This is a genomic window from Pseudomonas sp. F01002, from assembly GCF_004402115.1.
Classification (GTDB): Bacteria; Pseudomonadota; Gammaproteobacteria; order Pseudomonadales; family Pseudomonadaceae; genus Aquipseudomonas; species Aquipseudomonas frigoris.
Genome location: NZ_SOPU01000081.1, coordinates 65943 through 84278, shown reverse-complemented (window position 1 = coordinate 84278; position 18336 = coordinate 65943). Strand labels below are relative to the sequence as shown.

Genomic DNA, 18336 nt, shown 5'->3' with positions numbered 1-18336 from the left:
TTTGCGGGCGTAGGGCGAATGCGTCTGGTAGAAAGTTTTCATGCTGGAGTACCTGCCTGGAGGATTGCAGTGGCCGCGCGATGGGCGTCCATGAACAGACGCGAGGGCGCACCCGCCGAGGTGACGTAGTGGTTGTAGTAGCAAGAGCCTTCGGCGAGCGGGCCGAGTACCCAGATGTTGCGTACCGGTTCGCCCGAAATCGACTTGGGATGACACGCCGCATCGACATCGATGCCGTCGATGCCCGGCTCGTTGCTCCTCGGACGGATCAGGCCCAGTCGCGCGAGATCGCGCACCGGCGCGCAGTCGCTGTTGGTCACGCCACTGCCCTGGACATAGCCGGCAACACGCCGGAAGTTGTCTATCGCAGGTCGTGAGCCGGGCTTGAGGAACGTCAGCAGGCCCGCGTCACACAGGGCGAGCAGGTCGGCGTGGCGCTCTTTCTGCGGGCCGGCGACGAGGCGGTTGATCGCCTTGTGCCAACGGCCGTAGAACTGGCGATGCGAGGCGTCGGTCAGCCCGTCGAAATCCACGGCTTCGCGCAGTCGGTCACGCAGATCGCGCCAGACCTCGATGGCCGCTTTGATCGCCGATTCCCCACGCCCAAGCCGCGATTCGTACAGGTCAGCTTCGATCGTGTCGTAGATCCAGGCGTGATAGTTGTAAGGCGTCACGTCGTCGGGCAGTGCGTGCCAGATCAGCGCCTGCGGATTGATCGAGCCGCAGGTAGCTTCGTAATCGCGCAGCAACGCTTCGCAAGCGACAACCCCGGGACTGCCCGCAACACTGACGGCCCTGAGTTGTGCCAGCACCTGCTCCGGCCCTGATTGTCCGTGCAGGACGGCGACGGCTGCAGCCCGCATCTCCAGCAGCATGAGCGGCAGGATGTCCTGCTCGAAATCCAGTTGTCGGTTTTGTGCATTCGCGCGCAAGGCTTCGATGCGCGCACTCGTCAGCAGCACGGCTTGGTGGCGGGGATTTTCTATCAGGCCATTGGGACGGGTTCGAAACGGCAGCCCGTCCCGCGACTGAATAAAGATCACCGGCTCGCGACCTGACGGTTCATAGGCGTGACTGGCGTCGGCCATCCGCTTGTAGTGTCCGCCCCGTCCAGAGGTGAGCGCCGCCAAGGTGTCCATCGCGCCCAGTCCCAGACCTTCGATCAGCACGGTTTCGCCGGGCTCAATGGCATCGAGGCTGCGAGGCAGCGGATAGATGTTCTCGACGCGTTTGTGATCAGCAGTTTGCAGGCGACCGGTGTGGCCGACCGTCAGGATCAGCTGATCCACCGTCACCGCAGCCCCTGAAGCGCTTTTCAGAAGGTACTGATGATCCTCGTTGCGCTCGACAGCCGTGACGGCTTGTTGATGCAGATTCACGCTCACCCACTGAGGGGCCGTGGCGAAGAATTGCGCAAAGGCGTCAGCCAGGTAAGCACCAAGCAAATGACGCGGCAGGAAGTCCTGCGGCTCGACATCGCGTCCATTGGCGGCGAGCAAGCCGCTGTCCGGATCGACTTTGAGCCGCTGCGCGCGACACCACGTCAGGAAATCCGGCCCCGATCGTTCCCGCGCATCCGCAAGGTTCCCGAATGCTGCCGCATCGGGGAATACCCCGAGCTGGCCGGCAACGGTGTTGAGCAGTAGGTAGTCCGGTTGGTCCGGCCAATGCGCGCCGCTACCGAGCACATTGGGATCGAAAATGTCGATGACGACGGGTTGCTCCGGGCGCTCTTCAGCAAGGCTCAACAGGCGTTCGAAAATCGACAGCCCGCGCGATCCGCAGCCGACCAGGCCGATGTGCAGAGGCGCCTTCACCATCTGCGCTCCTCCCCGAAGAAGGATGGAATGGCGACAGCCGAACCGTCCTTGACCGCGATGTCGTGGATCATTCGGCCAATCGCCAGATCGAGAATGCCCATGCCGAACGGCGAATAGATCAGCGGTTTGTCCGTGGCGACTTGCAGATCGCCGCGAATCAGCTGCGCCACGGTGCCGGTGACGAACTTGCGATGACCATACTTCTGCTCGGCCAGGTGCGGCGAGGTATTGGCTTTCAGGCAATGGGTGACGTCGTCGAAGTAGTTGTAACTTTCCTCGATGATTTCTGCGCCGATATCACGCAGCGAGATGTTCAGCACGATCTGCCCCGGGCGGAATGTCCCGCTGCCTTGGACGTAGGGCTCGCCGGCACTGGTGGCGAACACCACGATGTCGGCGGTCAGTGCGTCTGCAAGCGACAACAGCCGCACATCCGGCAGGCCGAGTTGTTCGCCGAATGTGGCCAGCGCTTGAGCGGATTCGAGGTTGAGGTCATGAATGCCGACACTGTCGAAAGACCAATCGTCGGCGATGAACGTCTCAAGGATGTTACGGGAAATCACCCCGCCACCAATGATCGACAGCCTTGGCGCGCTGCTTTGGCCATTGAGCCACCAGGCGCCGAGCACCGCCGACGCCGCCGTGCGCACCGCGCTGATCAGCGCGCCTTCCAGAAGGGCATAGGGATAGCCAGTGTCCGGTTCGTTGAGGATCAGCACCGCCGACGCGCGCGGAATGCCCGACTTGATGTTATCGGGATAACTGGCAATCCACTTGATCCCGGAGACCGATTGATCGCCCTCGCTGTCGACGATCGCCGCCGGCAAGGCAATGATCCGGTTCGCCGGTTCCGCCGGAAAACGCAGGAAGTAACTGTCGGGGTTAACGGTTTCGCCGCGTTCATGGGTCAGGTAAGTCTGCGCGACGATCTCGATGGCTTCCTGACGAAGTCCGTTGAGTATGTCCTTGACGACTGCGCCGGGAATGACGTGGAACGGTTGAATCGAAGTCTGAGTGGTCATTGGGAATTACGCCGAAAGTGCCAGAGCGATTTCTGGGAAAAGTGGATGCAGCGCTGCTGCGCCGATGCGCTGGGAAACCCAGTCGTCGGAATAGATGGTTTCGAGGGAGCGCTCACCCATGTCCGGGGAGATCGCCACAACGACATCGTCGGGACGAATGTTCGGCGCCCATTGCTGGATACCCGCGAGGACAGTGCCGGTGGAGCCGCCGAAGAGCAGACCGTAGCGTTGCGCCAGCCAGCGGCAGACCTTGATCGTCTGTTCCTCGGGAATCGACAGGAAGTCGTGAATACCGGACGGCTCGAATATCTCCGGCAGGCGGCTGGTGCCGAGCCCCGGAATATGGCGCGTACCCCCCGGTAGACCAAACGTGACCGAGCCGACGGTATCGACGGCGATGACTTTGGTGTGCGGATGATGTTCGGCGAGGTAGTTCTTGCAGCCCATCAGCGTGCCGGTCGTACCAGCGCCGACAAACAAGTAATCCACGTGTGGAAACTTATGGGCAATGGACCTGGACGTCGCTTGATAGTGGGCGAAGGGGTTGGTCGGATTCTTGTATTGATTGAGCCAGATGTAGTCCGGGTTTTGCGCGACCATTTGCTCGATCAAACGAATGCGCGAATTAAGGTAGCCGCCGTTCTCGTCACGCTGATCAACCATGATCATCTCGGCACCCAGTGCCTGCATGAGCTTTCTGTTCGGCGCAGAAATATTGGGGTCGATCACACAGACAAACTTGTAACCCTTGGCGGCGCAGACCATGGCCAGCGCGACCCCCAGATTCCCCGACGAAAATTCGACCAGCCGAGTTTTATGGGTAATCCGGCCCTGGTTTTCCAGATCCGTAACGAGGGCGTGGGCGGTTTTGAGTTTTATTGATCCGGCAGGATTCAGTCCTTCGATTTTCAGTTGGATCGTTGCGCTGCAAAGATCCCCAATCTGCACATAACTATCTCCATTGATAAGTTGCTTGATCATACGTCGTCCGTTTCGTCTCTTATGCCGGGCGCACGGGGGCGCCAGCATTCATCCTGGAATGTTTGAAAAGCAGTAAAAGCAGTTCGCCTGTTGGGTTTGTTTTCAGATTTTTTAGCTGGACAGGAAGTGACCTTGCGGTGGACGCCGATCTATTCAAAAAATCAGGTATTACGCTCTGCCGACTGTAAGCGTCGAGCGTGTTGCGGGGCGCAAAGTAGAGCCATTCATCGGCTCGCCAAGGCTTGTAGAAATACTGGCGAATTTTCCTACGCGTGGAGAGATACAGATTTCGGGTTTTTTCCAGTACAGCTGAGGTTGGGGTGTATCCCCCGGTGCAGCCGGGGATACTCGTGTCCATTCCCAAAGGCATCGCGCCCCACTGGGATTAAACGTCAGTCTCTCTTGAGGCTCTGATCCAGGCGTGCCATGGCGTGTTGCAATTGATCGACGGCCTCGTCGATCAACGTCGCGCGCCCTTCGGCGCAGGCACGTTCCAGATGTTCGCAGCACTCGATCAAACGTTTTGCACGAACCATCCGCGCACCGCCTTTGATGCGGTGCGCCAGGTCTTGCAGCCGGTGACGATTGCCATTGACGTGCGCTGCAAGCAGATCATCGCGATCGTAGCGATTGGTCTCGGTCAGTTCGCGCAACAACTGATTGATCAGCGTCCGGTCTTCGCCGACGTAGAGCTCCAGGCCGGTCAAGTCGATCTCGGACGTTGCTTGCTCTTCAACCGGCGCTGGCGGCTCATTCACAAATCGGGACGCCAGCCAGGCACTCAAATCTGCAAGCCGGATCGGTTTGAACAGACAGTCGTCCATGCCCGCTTCAAGGCAACGGATCTTTTCCTCCGGCTGCGCATTGGCGCTAAACCCAAGAATCAGCGTGGGTGGCAAGCCATTAGCGCGCTCTTCATCGCGTATCGCACCCGCCAATTCATAACCATTGACCACCGGCATGTTGCAATCGGTGATGACCAAATCGAGCTCATGCTCGCGCCACTTCGCAAGACCACGCTCGCCATCCTCAACCTCCAGCACCTGATGCCCCAGGTAGCTCAGCTGCCGTGAGAGCAACAATCGATTGGCCGGGTAATCGTCGACCACCAGAATCGTCAGCAGCCGAGTGGCCACCTGCAATCCGGTATCGGCCCACTCGCTGGCGGTCAACGGTTTCAACGCAATCAGATCAAAGCTGATGTCGACCTGCGTACCCAGTCCGAGGACGCTGTCGAGCTGCAATCGGCCGCCCATCATCTCGCACAGAGTGCGGCTGATCACCAGTCCCAGACCGGAGCCATTGTGGCCTGACTGCTGGCTGTTACCGGCCTGCACGAACGGGCTGAACAGTCGTTGCTGATCGACCACACTGACACCGATGCCGCTGTCCTCAATACGCACACTGACTGCCAGATGCCCCGACACACCGGGCTCTACTCGCAGTGTCAGACTCACCTCACCTTCACGGGTGAACTTGATCGCGTTGCTCAGCAGATTGGACAGCACCTGCTTGAAGCGCGTGGGGTCGACTAACACGTCACGATCGCTGTGTTCGGCCAATTCGACCCGCCACTGCAAGTTCTTCTGCCGTGCCAGGCCTTCGAAAACCCGGCACACCGACTCCACCAGCGTGCGTAGATTGGCCCGCTCAGGGGTCAGCGACAAATGCCCGGACTCGATGCGGGCGATGTCCAGAATGTCGCCGATCAACGCCAGCAATTGCTGCGCGGCATTGGATGCCACTTCGATGGCGGAGCGATCAGTGAAGCCCTCTTCCGCTCGCTTCAGCGCCAGTTCGAGCATGCCGATCAGGGCATTCATCGGTGTGCGGATTTCATGACTCATGGTCGCCAGAAAGGTGGTTTTTGCGCGGTTGGCATCGTCGGCGGCGTTCTTGGCATCCTGCAATTGCCCGAGCAGTTGTTGGCGTTGAGTGATCTGCCGACGCTGCCAGGCAATCCAGGCCAGTGCGAGCAACAGCAAGGCGCCCGCAGCGGCAAACGCCTGGAGAATGCCTAGGCGATGACGCAGCCAGTAGCTGTCATCGACCACCACATCATTGCTCCAGCGGGCTAACAGCTCATCCATCTCCCGGGGCGAAATGCTCAGCAGTGCCTTGTTCAGAATCGAGTGCAACTCCAGCGCACCATGGCTGGTGGCCAGAGCGATACGCGCCGGCTCATCACCCACGGTGCTGCTGATCCGCAGACGCTCGCGGTATTGCCGGGTGATCAGATACCGAGCCACGATCAATGAGCTGACTACCCCGTCGGCCTGGCCCTTGATCACCCATTCCATACCCTGCGCCGGACTCTGCACTTCGACCAGACGTACATTGGGCGCCCGAGCGCGGATGAACCCGAGCAACGGATGACCGCGATAAATCGCCAGGCGTTTACCGGCCATATCATCCAGGGTCCTGGGGCTTCCCGGGGTGGTCGCACTGACCAGTACAAACGGATTGTTCAAGTAGGCCCGAGTGAAACGCAGATCGACTTCGCGTTCGATACCGGGCGTGACCACCGGCAACACGTCGATCTTGCCGTCCTTGAGTTGCTGGATCTGCTGATCGAGGGAGTTACCCCGCTGCACCTTGAAGGTCAAGCCGCTGCGCTGGCTGATCAGCGTCAGCAATTGCGCGGTCAACCCGCTGAGTTGTCCCTGTGCATCGTAAAAAGTCAGCGGCGCAAAGCTCTCGACGGCACCTACTTGCACCGTCGGATGTTGATCCAGCCAACGTTGTTCACTGGCGCTCAAACGAACTCGCTCTTGACCCGCCATGTTGGCTCTTCCGGCACTCCAGCGCTGCTCGATGGCCGTGCGCTGATCCATGGGAATCGCCGCCAGCGTCTTATCGACAATGCTCTTCAGACGTGGGTTGCCCCGGCTCAAGGCAAAGCCGAACGGATTGGCGTCCAGGCCGGAAGGCCCAACCAGGCGTACGTTACTGAGGTAGTTGTTATTGATGAGGTAATTGGCGCTGATGAAGTCCCCGAGGTACACATCATCCTGCCCGAACGCCACCGCCCCGATCGCGTCGAGTGCCGAGGGGTAGCGTTGCAAGCTCGCATCGGGATAGAAGGCTTCGACAGTCTGCGCCTGCAGATAGTCATCGACCATGGCGATGCGTTTGCCAGCGAGGTCGACGGGCATCCAGTCGTCCACGCGGGTAACCAGCATCGGCTGATCTTCGGCATAGGCGCTGGATCGGGTCAGCTCGGGGTCAGCCGCCTCGAAGTTGTTGGACGTACCGAGCAGGTCCAGATCATCGCGTTTGAGCGCATCCATGGCCGCCTCGCGCGTGCGATAACGAAGCACGTCGATTTTTACGTGCAGCAGTTGCCCCAACAGTGCGGCATAGTCTGCGGTGATGCCTTCCAGCTCATCAACGTTTCGCGTGATCTCGAACGGCGGGTAGTCCGGCCCCGACACCCCGAGGCGCAAGACTCGTTTGCCACGCAACCACTGCCAGTCTTTTTCATCCAGCTGGACCTGATAACCCTCCACCGCGGAACGCCCCAGCACATGCAAAAGCTTTGGTTCATCGGCCGCCGTCACCGGTGCTCCCAGTACACAGAACAGCAACAGAGCCCACAAACAATCGCGCATGACCGGGCTCACTCAGATCAGATGATTACGCTTGGCAAAATCCCTCAGGTACACCGCCGATTCCACGTTGAGCTTTCCAACCAAACGGGTCTTGTAGGTGCTGACGGTCTTGTGACTCAAGTGCATGATTTCAGCGATCGCCTTGTTACCGATGCCCCGGGCCAGATGCTGAAAGATCGTCAGTTCCCGGTCGGAGAGTTTATCGATCATCTGTTTTTCACTCATTTGTATCGAGTTCAGCGACACCGACGCCGAGGGTAGCTGGGCGAAATAGGTGTAACCGGCCATCACGGCGTGCACGGCTCTGTGCAAGTGCTGCAAGTCATTGGACTTGGCGACATAGCCTGCGGCGCCGGCGTGCATGCAACGATCCTGATAAAACATGGGTTCCTGGGACGTGAAGACCAGCACTCGGCAGGGCACCCCACTGGTCTTGATCCGTGCCAGTACATCCAGCCCGTCGAGCGAGGGCATCACCAGATCCAGTACCACCAGATCAGGCTTGTGCTCGCGGATCTTCGGCAAGACCTCATTACCACTCGCCGCTTCGTAAATCTGCTTGAAACCCTCCTGCACCAGTACGATTTTGACTGCGGCGCGAACCACCGGATGATCGTCCACAATCAGCACTGACTTCATGGCAACTCCCTGTGCAACAACAACGACGATTGAGCAATCAATGCCCATGAGCCCGACCCGGTTGAACGCACCGGCTGCGCAAAGACTTTTGCATGGAAAACCGGGCGCAACTACCTGACAGAAATGACAGTACCGACGAACGGTAGACGAGGGTCGACGATCTCCATCAGCCGCTCAATGGATGCCAGATCAGGCAGCGTCGCGTGGCTCACCTTGACGGTTTGTTGAACGCAGGCAGGAATGGGCGGCAGTTGCGCCTGCTGACCGTCGTAGATCAATGCGTGATGAACTTGATGGTTATCGCGGAAAAAATCGAGCAGATTCAACGTTCTGTCTGCCAGCGAGGCATTGACGACCACCAGATCAAATGGCTCGCAACCGTATTCGACCAGGGTTAACAGCTCTTCAAGGCTGTGCACCGGTGCTATCCGGTAGTAGTCGAGTTGATTGAACAGTCGCTCGACCTTCATGCGGTGAAAATGCAACTCGTCGGCGATCAGGATACGTAAGGCTTTGTTCGACAACGTGGGCCCCCAGGAGAGTGTCAGATTCGTGAGGGCGCAAGGCTACGGAAGACCCGCCGAGCTTTCTGTAGGACTTTTCCTAAAAACCAGGACGCTTCCTCCGGTGGCAGAAGGAAAATCGAAAGAACGGCTATTCCGTCGTACTCGGACTCCAGAACGCTTGCACCACCAACGTCGACGTTGAAATCCGCCCCACCAGTGCATCCAGTTCATCGCCATCGACCGACGTTGTCGCCAGCGTTGCTTCGATTTCGATCTCATCCGTGCCGAACGCGTGCACATCCATATCGCTCGCCGGGTAGTTGCTGCGCTCAAGCTCTGCCTCTAACAAGGCCAGTACCGCCTGTTGTTGCGAGCGCCGGGCGATCACGTACACGATGTTGGTGACTTCCGCCGAAATCACATCCAGCGGCTGGCGGTTGATGTTGTTGACGATCGGCCGCAGCAAGGTATTGGCCGCCAGTACGAACAACGTGCCCAGCAGCGCTTCGAGCAGCAGGTCGGCACCGGCGCAGGCCCCCACCGCCGCCGAAGCCCATAGGGTGGCAGCGGTATTGAGCCCGCGGACATTGCCTTCCTCGCGCATGATCACCCCCGCACCGAGAAAGCCGATCCCGGAGACCACGTAGGCCACCACTCGCACGGCACCTTCGGCACCACCGAGGCGGTTAGCCATGTCGACAAAGATCGCCGCCCCCACCGCCACCAGCACATTGGTGCGCAGGCCGGCGGTACGTTGGCGGTACTGGCGCTCGAAACCGATCAGGCCGCCGAGGATGAAGGCCGCGCTGAGGCTGACCAGGGTGTCGACCAAGGAGGTCAGGTTGATGTTGTTGATGGCTTGCATAAGAAAATCCTTGAAAAATACCCGATCCCTGTGGCCAGGTGCTTTCCTGTGGGAGCGAGCTTGCTCGCGATGACGGCGGCACATTCACTGTCTATGTGACTGTCAGGCCGCTATCGCGAGCAAGCTCGCTCCCACAGGAAAGCTCCCTCGCCACAAAGGAACTGTTCGGCTTTATTGCCAGCCAAACCGGCGGATATAGAACCCCTTCACCGCCTGCGTCAGGCCCATGTACGCCAGCAGAATCACCGGCAGGAACACGAAGTACAGCGACGGCAGCGCCTGCAATTTGAAGTAGTGCGCCAGCGGTCCCATCGGCAGGAAGATACCGACGGCCATGATGATTCCGGTCATCACCATCAACGGCATCGCCGCGCGGCTTTGCAGGAACGGGATTTTCGGTGTGCGGATCATGTGCACGATCAGGGTCTGGGTCAGCAGCCCGACCACGAACCAGCCGGACTGGAACAGGGTTTGATGGTCCGGGGTATTGGCGTCGAACACGTACCACATCAAGGCAAACGTGGTGATATCGAAGATCGAGCTGATCGGTCCGAAAAACAGCATGAACCGGCCAACATCCGCTGGCTGCCAGCGCTGCGGTTTGCTCAGCATTTCTTCATCGACGTTGTCGAACGGGATGGCGATCTGCGAAATGTCATAGAGCAGGTTCTGCACCAGCAGGTGCATCGGCAGCATCGGCAGGAACGGGATGAACGCACTGGCCACCAGCACCGAGAACACGTTGCCGAAGTTCGAGCTGGCGGTCATTTTGATGTACTTGAGCATGTTGGCGAAGGTCCGGCGCCCTTCCAGCACGCCCTCCTCCAGCACCATCAGGCTTTTCTCCAGCAGGATGATGTCCGCCGCTTCCTTGGCGATGTCGACGGCGCTGTCCACCGAAATACCGATATCGGCGGTGCGTAGCGCCGGCGCGTCGTTGATGCCATCGCCCATGAAACCGACCACATGGCCATTGCCCTTGAGCAAACGCACGATGCGCTCCTTGTGCGACGGCGTGAGTTTGGCGAAGACGTTGGTCGTCTCCACCGCTATCGCCAGTTCGGCGTCGCTCATGCGCTCGATGTCGTTGCCCATCAGCAGCCCTTGTTGCTCCAGGCCGACTTCGCGGCAAATCTTCGCGGTTACCAGTTCGTTGTCGCCGGTCAGCACTTTTACGGCCACGCCGTGAGCGGCCAATGCCTTGAGGGCCGGCGCGGTGCTTTCCTTCGGTGGATCGAGAAACGCCACGTAACCGATCAATGTCAGTTCCTGCTCATCCGCCAGGCTGTAGGTGTCGCGGCCCTCAATCATTGGCCGTGCGGCGACGGCTACGACACGAAGTCCTTCGGCGTTGAACGATGCGGTCACCTGACCAATCCGCGCCAGCAATTCATCGCTCAGTGCTTCATCGACCTCGCCATGACGCACCCGCGTGCACACCGCCAGCACTTCCTCCACCGCGCCTTTGCAGATCAGCAGGTGCGAATGATCGCGCTCGGCGACCACCACCGACATCCGCCGGCGAGTGAAGTCGAACGGGATCTCGTCGACCTTGCGAAACGCTGTGCCGACTTTCAGTTCACGGTGGATTTCCACGTGTTCGAGCACCGCCACGTCCAGCAGGTTTTTCAGGCCGGTCTGGTAGTAGCTGTTGAGGTAGGCCATTTCCAGCACGTCATCGGAGTCGTTGCCCCAGACATCGACATTGCGTGCCAGGAAGATCTTGTCCTGAGTCAGGGTGCCGGTCTTGTCGGTGCACAGCACGTCCATGGCGCCGAAGTTCTGGATCGCGTCGAGGCGTTTGACGATGACTTTTTTACGCGACAGGAACACCGCGCCCTTGGCCAGCGTCGAGGTGACAATCATCGGCAGCATTTCCGGGGTCAGGCCCACGGCAATCGATAGCGCGAACAGCAGCGCCTGGGTCCAGTCGCCCTTGGTGAAGCCGTTGATGAACAGTACCAACGGCGCCATGACGAACATGAACCGGATGAGCAGCCAGCTGACTTTGTTGACGCCCGTCTGGAATGAAGTGGGTGCGCGATCGGTAGCGCCAACCCGCTGGGCCAGGGCGCCGAAATAGGTGTTGTTGCCCGTGGTCAGAACCACCGCCATCGCCGTGCCGGACACCACGTTGGTGCCCATGAACAGGATGTTGTCGAGGTCGAGCGGATTGTGGGTATCGCCGTTCTGTTGGCGCGGGAATTTTTCCACCGGCATCGATTCGCCGGTCATGGCGGCCTGGCTGACGAACAAGTCCTTGGCGTTGAGCACCCGGCAATCGGCGGGGATCATGTCACCGGCGGACAGCACGATCAGGTCGCCTGGCACCAGTTGCTTGATCGGCAGTTCTGTACGTTGCGCATCCCGACGCAACACCGTGGCGGTGTTGCTCACCATCGCCTTGAGCGCGTCGGCGGCCTGGTTGGATTTGGTTTCCTGCCAGAAGCGCAGCAATGTCGAGAGCACCACCATGGAGAAAATCACGATGGCGGCTTTCATGTCTTCGGTCAGCCAGGAGATGACCGCGAGCAAGGTCAGCAACAGGTTGAACGGGTTTTTGTAGCAGTGCCACAAGTGGGTCCACCACGGCAGAGGCTGTTCGTGCTCGACTTCGTTGAGGCCGAATTGCACGCGCAGTGCATCGGCTTCGAGTTCGCTCAAGCCATCGGTGTGGCTACCGAGGTTGTTCAGCAGTTGGCCGGTGTCGCTGTTGGCGGCGCTCACGAGGGTTTGCGCCAGGGTGGGCGGTACCTCGCGGCTGACCGTGGTGTCGGTGAAGTTTTCCAGCAGCGCCAGGCGACGGAAGTGTCGGGCGATGTGGCGGGTGCGCAGGAATCCGGCGAAGAATTCTTTGAGCAGGGTCAGGTTCATGGCAGTTCCCCCAGGGTCAGCCGGGAAACCGTCGAGCAGGCGTGTCGATACGCCGCGATGACGACACAAAGTCGAACATCACGCACGGTTCAGCGTCGATGAGAGGGACGTCGGGACACGGACCAGGACTGGTCGCGATCGGGATGCCGCTGCTCGCTTTTCGGCGAGACAACGGCACAAAAAAGTGGCGCGTTATCTTGCCGGGAAGGTGCCGGTTATCGAAACCGGCCGACTACTGTCACTCGAACAAGTACCCACTGTGGGTCTCCGCTATTGATTGAAAACGCGCGAAGCTTACGCCCCGATTTCTGCAGAGTAAACGAAGCAAAGGCGTGTGGAGGGGGAATCGCGGGGTTCTTCAGGAAGGGTTCAGGATTCTGAATTTGTGCTGTTCTTCAGGGCCTCTTCGCGAGCAAGCCCGCTCCCACACTCGATCTGCGAACACAGGTCAAAATGTGGGAGCGGGCTTGCTCGCGAAGGCGACTAAACAGGCGCTACATATCTTAGCTGGCGGTGGCTAGCAACAAATCCATCACCGAACGGCCATGCCCCCGTGCCTTGCCATGGTCATACAACGAACCGGCAATTTCATCGGCACGGATCGGCAGGATCGACAGCAGCGTGTCGCTCAAACCATGGCTGGCCTGGCAGAAGCCCTGCATATAGATGCCGGCCTTGCAGCGCTCGTCAGTGATCAGTTTGTAATTACGGTCAACCTCGAAGTCACCCAGGTATTGTTCCAGCGGCGCCAGCAGTTTGCGGTGCATCTGGCGCTCGTAACCGGTGGCCAGCACCACGGCGTCGTAATGACGGACCGTGACTTCGCCAGTGGCGTTGTTGCGCACGGCCAACTCGATACCGCGCTCGGTGGCCGTGGCTTTTTCGATGGTGGTCAGGGTACGGAACGCGTGGCGCGCAATGCCCGAGACTTTCTGGCGATAGAAGATGCCGTAGATGCGTTCGATCAGGTCGATGTCCACCACCGAATAGTTGGTGTTGTGGTACTCGCTGACCAGACGCTCACGCTCGCTGCTCGCCTGCTGGAACACCAGATCAGTGAACTCCGGCGAGAACACTTCGTTGACGAACGGGCTGTCGTCCGCCGGTTTCAGGGCCGAGCCACGCAGGATCATGTCCACCTGCACCGACGGGAAGCTGTCGTTGAGGTCGATGAACGCTTCCGCCCCGCTCTGCCCGCCACCGATGATCGCGATGCTCATCGGCTGGTTGTTCACGCACGGTTGCTTGGCCATCTGCGCCAGGTACTGGGAGTGGTGGAACACCCGGCTATCACCCTTGAGCGCCTTGAACGCTTCGGGAATGCGCGGTGTACCGCCGGCACTGACCACCACCGAGCGGGCGGTGCGAACGTGCTGCTGACCGTGGGTATCGCGCGAGATCACCCGCAGCGCTTCGACCTGCTGGTTGTGCAGCACCGGCTCGATGGTCAGCACTTCTTCGCCATAGCGGCTCTGCGCTTCGAATTGCCCGGCGACCCAGCGCAGGTAATCGTTGTACTCCATGCGGCACGGATAAAAGGTGCCCAGGCTGATGAAGTCCACCAGACGGCCGTGGTGCTTGAGGTAGTTGACGAAGGAGTAAGGGCTGGTCGGGTTGCGCAGGGTCACCAGGTCCTTGAGGAAGGAGATCTGCAACTCGCTCTGGGTCACCAGGGTGTTGCCGTGCCAGCGGTAGTCGGCCTGCTTGTCGAGAAACAGAACATCCAGCTCGCCCTGGCTCGGCCCGCGCTCTTGCAGAGCGATGGCCAGCGCCAGGTTCGAAGGGCCGAAACCGACGCCGATCAGGTCGTGAACGATGGGCGATGCAATTGCCTGTGTCATTTCCAGTGTCCTCTGGATGAACCCCCGAAGCAGCGGGGAGTAAGCCTAAGTGACCTGACCGGCCTTGAGCAGGACAGCAGATCGTCTGTTGAAGGGAACGAGGACAATGAAAAAAAATTTAATGCAGCTTGATTGATCGGGTCGGATCAATGGGCATCCCATTGCAGCATCCGCACCCGGCAATGCTTCATTGCATTGACGATGTGCTTCTCCACCAGCGCGCGAGAAATACCGAGGTGTTCAGCAATCTCCGGGTGTGATAGGCCGTCGATCTTGCGCAGCAGGAAACTCTCGCGGCACAACCGTGGCAATTCCGCCAATGCACGCTGGAGCATCTCCAGGCGTTGACCGTGATCGAGGCTGTAATGAGGGGATGGGGTGAAGTAGCGCTCTTCGTTGTCGAGCACTTCCAGGGATTCGACCTGACGCAGGGCATTGCGCCGATGGTCGTCGATCACCAGGTTGAGTGCGGTGCGGTACAGAAACGCCCGAGGTTGCTCGATCGGCGTGTCGCTGGAGCGCTCCAATACCCGCAGATAAGCGTCATGCACCACATCTTCGGCCACCTGACGGTTGCCCAGCTTGGCGTTCAAAAAACACACCAGCTCGCGATAGTAGTTTTCCAACATGACTCCCGGCCGCAGGGGTGCGGTTTCTATCCTTGAGCCAGACCGGCGACCGCCGAAATAGGCAGTGGCACGATAGTGGCAGTTCGAGGCGCGTAATTTATAGTAATTCTCATATAGATTTAAAGTATTGCTTCACCTTGCCTGACAAATAGTCCTGCTCGAGCACCTGCACACCCCTTCACCTGTAGGAGCTGTCGAGTGCAACGAGGCTGCGATCTTTTGTTCTTGCTTTTAAAAACAAGATCAAAAGATCGCAGCCTCGTTGCACTCGACAGCTCCTACACAGGTGTTACGCCATATGTCTGCGACTAAATTCCACGCTGCCTTCATCGTTTACAGGACAGCTCCCCGTCCCTTTGAGCGACGGGCCGATATCCATTGGCCGGAACCCTGCATGAAACGTCCCCGACAGACCCGACGCGCCCTGCTTGTAGCACTTTGTCTGATCCCCGTTATCGCCGTGGCCGCCTGGCAGATCATCCCGCCCGGCCGCGACCAGTTCGCCACCGTTCAGGTCACCCGCGCCGACATCGAAAGCAGCGTCACCGCGCTGGGTACCCTGCAACCTCGACGCTATGTCGACGTCGGTGCCCAGGCATCCGGGCAGATCCACAAGATCCACGTGGAAGTCGGCGATGTGGTCAAGGAAGGCCAGTTGCTGGTGGAGATCGATCCGGCCACGCAACAGGCCAAACTCGACGCCGGGCGTTTCTCCATCGAAAACCTCAACGCGCAGCTGCAGGAACAACGGGCGCAGCACGACCTCGCCCGGCAGAAATTCCAGCGCCAGCAGAACCTCAAGGCCGGTGGCGCCACCCGCGAAGAAGACGTGCAGACCGCCGAGGCCGAACTGCGCACCACCCAGGCTCGTATCGACATGTTCCAGGCGCAGATCCGCCAGGCCCAGGCCAGCCTGCGCAGCGATCAGGCGGAACTCGGTTACACGCGAATCTATGCGCCGATGAGCGGAACCGTCGTTGCACTCGACGCCCGGGTCGGCCAGACCCTCAACGCCCAGCAACAAACGCCACTGATTCTGCGCATCGCCAAGTTGTCGCCGATGACCGTCTGGGCCGAGGTGTCGGAAGCCGACATCGGTCACGTCAAACCCGGGATGACGGCCTGGTTCACCACCCTCAGCGGTGGCAACCGTCGCTGGAACAGCACCGTGCGGCAAATATTGCCGGTACCGCCCAAGCCGCTGGACCAGAGCAGCCAGGGCGGCGGCAGCCCGGCCAGTTCGAGCAAAAGCGGCAGCGCTCGCGTGGTGCTGTACACCGTATTGCTGGACGTCGACAACGCCGACAACGCGCTGATGGCGGAAATGACCACGCAAGTCTTCTTCGTCGCCGAGCAGGCGAAAAACGTCCTCACCGCACCTATCGCAGCCCTGCAAGCTGGCACTGGAGCGGACAATCAGACCGCCCAGGTCGTCGCCAAAAACGGCCGCATCGAGCAACGCGACGTACGCACCGGCATCAGCGATCGCCTGCGGGTGCAGATCCTCGACGGCTTGCAGGAAGGCGATCACCTGCTGATCGGCCCGACCGACGGGAGTGGCGGCTGAATGCTGACGCCCCTGATCGACCTGCAAGACATCCGCAAAGCCTACGGCGGCGGCGACTCACCGGAAGTTCACGTACTGCGCGGCATCGACCTGTCGATCCATGCCGGGGAATTCGTGGCGATCGTCGGTGCCTCCGGCTCCGGCAAGTCGACGCTGATGAACATCCTCGGCTGCCTCGACCGCCCGACCTCGGGCGAATACCGTTTCGCCGGGGAAAACGTCGCCGCACTCGACAGCGACGAACTGGCCTGGCTGCGCCGCGAAGCCTTCGGCTTTGTGTTCCAGGGTTATCACCTGATCCCGTCCGGTTCGGCCCAGGAAAACGTCGAGATGCCAGCCATCTACGCCGGCACTCCGGCCGCCGAACGCCACGCCCGCGCTGCCGCCCTGCTCGACCGCCTCGGCCTGGCCTCACGCACCGGCAATCGTCCGCACCAGCTCTCCGGCGGCCAGCAACAACGGGTGTCCATCGCCCGCGCCTTGATGAACGGCGGCCACATCATCCTCGCCGACGAACCCACCGGCGCCCTCGACAGCCACAGCGGTGCCGAGGTCATGACCCTGCTCGACGAACTGGCAAGCCAGGGCCACGTGGTGATCCTCATTACCCACGACCGCGAAGTGGCGGCCCGGGCCAAACGCATCATCGAAATTCGCGACGGGCTGATCATCAGCGACAGCGCCCGCGACAACCCTGAGGCACAAACTTCAGCCAACCCTGGCGCGCTGCAAGCGGTGGATCTGCGCAAGCGCCTGACTGAAGGCGCCGAAGCCACCGGGGCCTGGAAAGGCGAACTGATCGACGCGGTGCAAGCCGCGTGGCGGCTGATGTGGATCAACCGCTTTCGCACCGCGCTGACGCTGCTCGGCATCATCATCGGCGTGGCGTCGGTGGTGGTGATGCTGGCCGTCGGTGAAGGCAGCAAGCGCCAGGTGATGGCGCAAATGGGCGCGTTCGGCTCCAACATCATTTACCTCAGCGGCTCGTCGCCAAACCCGCGAACGCCGCTGGGCATCGTCACCCTGGATGACGTTGCGGCGGTGGGAAGCCTGCCGCAAGTGACACGGATCATGCCGGTCAATGGCCAGGAGGCCGGGGTGCGTTTCGGCAATCTCGACCATTTGAGTTACGTCGGCGGCAACGACACCAATTTCCCGGCGATTTTCAACTGGCCGGTGGTGGAAGGCAGCTACTTCACCCAGGAAGATGAACGCAACGCGGCGGCAGTCGCGGTGATTGGCCACAAGGTGCGGACCAAGTTGCTCAAGGACGTTGCCAACCCGATCGGCCAATACATCCTGATCGAAAACGTGCCGTTCCAGGTGGTCGGCGTGCTCGCGGAAAAAGGCGCCAGCTCCGGCGACTCCGACAGCGACGACCGCATCGCTATCCCCTATTCCGCTGCCAGCGTGCGGCTGTTCGGCACCCACAACCCCGAATACGTGGCTATCGCCGCCGCCGATGCGCGCAAGGTCAAAGAGACCGAAAAAGCCATCGAGCAATTGATGCTGCGCCTGCACAACGGCAAGAAGGATTTCGAGCTGACCAACAACGCCGCAATGATTCAGGCCGAGGCACGCACGCAAAATACCCTGTCGCTGATGCTCGGTTCGATTGCTGCGATTTCGTTGCTGGTGGGCGGGATCGGTGTGATGAACATCATGCTCATGACCGTGCGCGAACGCACCCGCGAGATCGGCATCCGCATGGCCACTGGCGCCCGCCAACGGGACATCCTGCGCCAGTTCCTCACCGAAGCGGTGATGCTCTCGGTGGTCGGCGGGCTTGCCGGGATCGCCTTGGCGATGATCGTCGGCGGCGTGCTGATCCTCAGCGAAGTCGCCGTGGCGTTCTCCTTGATAGCGGTGCTCGGCGCGTTCGGCTGCGCTCTGGTCACCGGTGTTGTCTTCGGCTTCATGCCGGCCCGCAAAGCTGCCCGACTCGACCCGGTCACGGCCCTTACCAGTGAATGATCGATCT

The 18336-nt window shown here is 60.2% G+C and carries 12 protein-coding genes; 2 read left to right on the top strand and 10 right to left on the bottom strand.

Features of this window, described 5'->3' with window-relative positions:
• Nucleotides 1–38: 38 nt before the first annotated feature.
• The 10 genes from E3W21_RS30500 to E3W21_RS30460 form a co-directional block, all read right to left on the bottom strand.
• Complete coding sequence (locus tag E3W21_RS30500; RefSeq protein ID WP_134423441.1) at nt 39–1820, bottom strand: FAD/NAD(P)-binding protein; 1782 nt, start codon at nt 1818–1820, stop codon at nt 39–41.
• The gene (sbnB, locus tag E3W21_RS32195; protein WP_305955721.1) at nt 1814–2842 is read right to left on the bottom strand and encodes a 2,3-diaminopropionate biosynthesis protein SbnB; all 1029 of its coding nucleotides are present in this window, start codon (nt 2840–2842) and stop codon (nt 1814–1816) included. The genes E3W21_RS30500 and sbnB overlap by 7 nt, the downstream gene beginning before the upstream one ends.
• 6 nt (nt 2843–2848) lie before the next feature.
• Entirely contained in the window at nt 2849–3823 is a 975-nt protein-coding gene (gene sbnA, locus E3W21_RS32190; protein WP_305955720.1) for a 2,3-diaminopropionate biosynthesis protein SbnA, read from the bottom strand.
• Between the two features lie 392 nt (nt 3824–4215).
• Nucleotides 4216–7434 (bottom strand): transporter substrate-binding domain-containing protein, encoded by a 3219-nt coding sequence (locus E3W21_RS30490; protein WP_134423439.1) that lies wholly within the window; start codon nt 7432–7434, stop codon nt 4216–4218.
• Between the two features lie 12 nt (nt 7435–7446).
• Nucleotides 7447–8073 (bottom strand): response regulator transcription factor, encoded by a 627-nt coding sequence (locus E3W21_RS30485; RefSeq protein ID WP_129437138.1) that lies wholly within the window; start codon nt 8071–8073, stop codon nt 7447–7449.
• A 110-nt stretch (nt 8074–8183) separates the two neighbouring features.
• Nucleotides 8184–8597, bottom strand: a complete 414-nt coding sequence (locus E3W21_RS30480; RefSeq protein ID WP_134423437.1) for a response regulator — start codon at nt 8595–8597, stop codon at nt 8184–8186.
• A gap of 130 nt (nt 8598–8727) precedes the next feature.
• Entirely contained in the window at nt 8728–9444 is a 717-nt protein-coding gene (locus E3W21_RS30475; RefSeq protein ID WP_129437142.1) for an MgtC/SapB family protein, read from the bottom strand.
• Between the two features lie 171 nt (nt 9445–9615).
• Nucleotides 9616–12318, bottom strand: coding sequence for a magnesium-translocating P-type ATPase (gene mgtA / locus E3W21_RS30470; RefSeq protein WP_134423435.1), 2703 nt, complete (start codon nt 12316–12318; stop codon nt 9616–9618).
• 503 nt (nt 12319–12821) lie between these two features.
• On the bottom strand, nt 12822–14159 hold the full coding sequence (locus E3W21_RS30465) for a lysine N(6)-hydroxylase/L-ornithine N(5)-oxygenase family protein (RefSeq protein ID WP_134423433.1): 1338 nt from the start codon (nt 14157–14159) through the stop codon (nt 12822–12824).
• Between the two features lie 146 nt (nt 14160–14305).
• Nucleotides 14306–14788, bottom strand: coding sequence for a sigma-70 family RNA polymerase sigma factor (locus E3W21_RS30460; RefSeq protein WP_134423431.1), 483 nt, complete (start codon nt 14786–14788; stop codon nt 14306–14308).
• Nucleotides 14789–15182: 394 nt separating this feature from the next.
• Between E3W21_RS30460 and E3W21_RS30455 the strand changes: the two genes are divergently transcribed.
• Both E3W21_RS30455 and E3W21_RS30450 read left to right on the top strand, forming a co-directional pair.
• The gene (locus E3W21_RS30455) at nt 15183–16355 is read left to right on the top strand and encodes an efflux RND transporter periplasmic adaptor subunit (protein ID WP_134423429.1); all 1173 of its coding nucleotides are present in this window, start codon (nt 15183–15185) and stop codon (nt 16353–16355) included.
• Complete coding sequence (locus E3W21_RS30450; protein WP_134423427.1) at nt 16356–18329, top strand: MacB family efflux pump subunit; 1974 nt, start codon at nt 16356–16358, stop codon at nt 18327–18329. It begins immediately after the preceding gene.
• Nucleotides 18330–18336 lie beyond the last annotated feature (7 nt).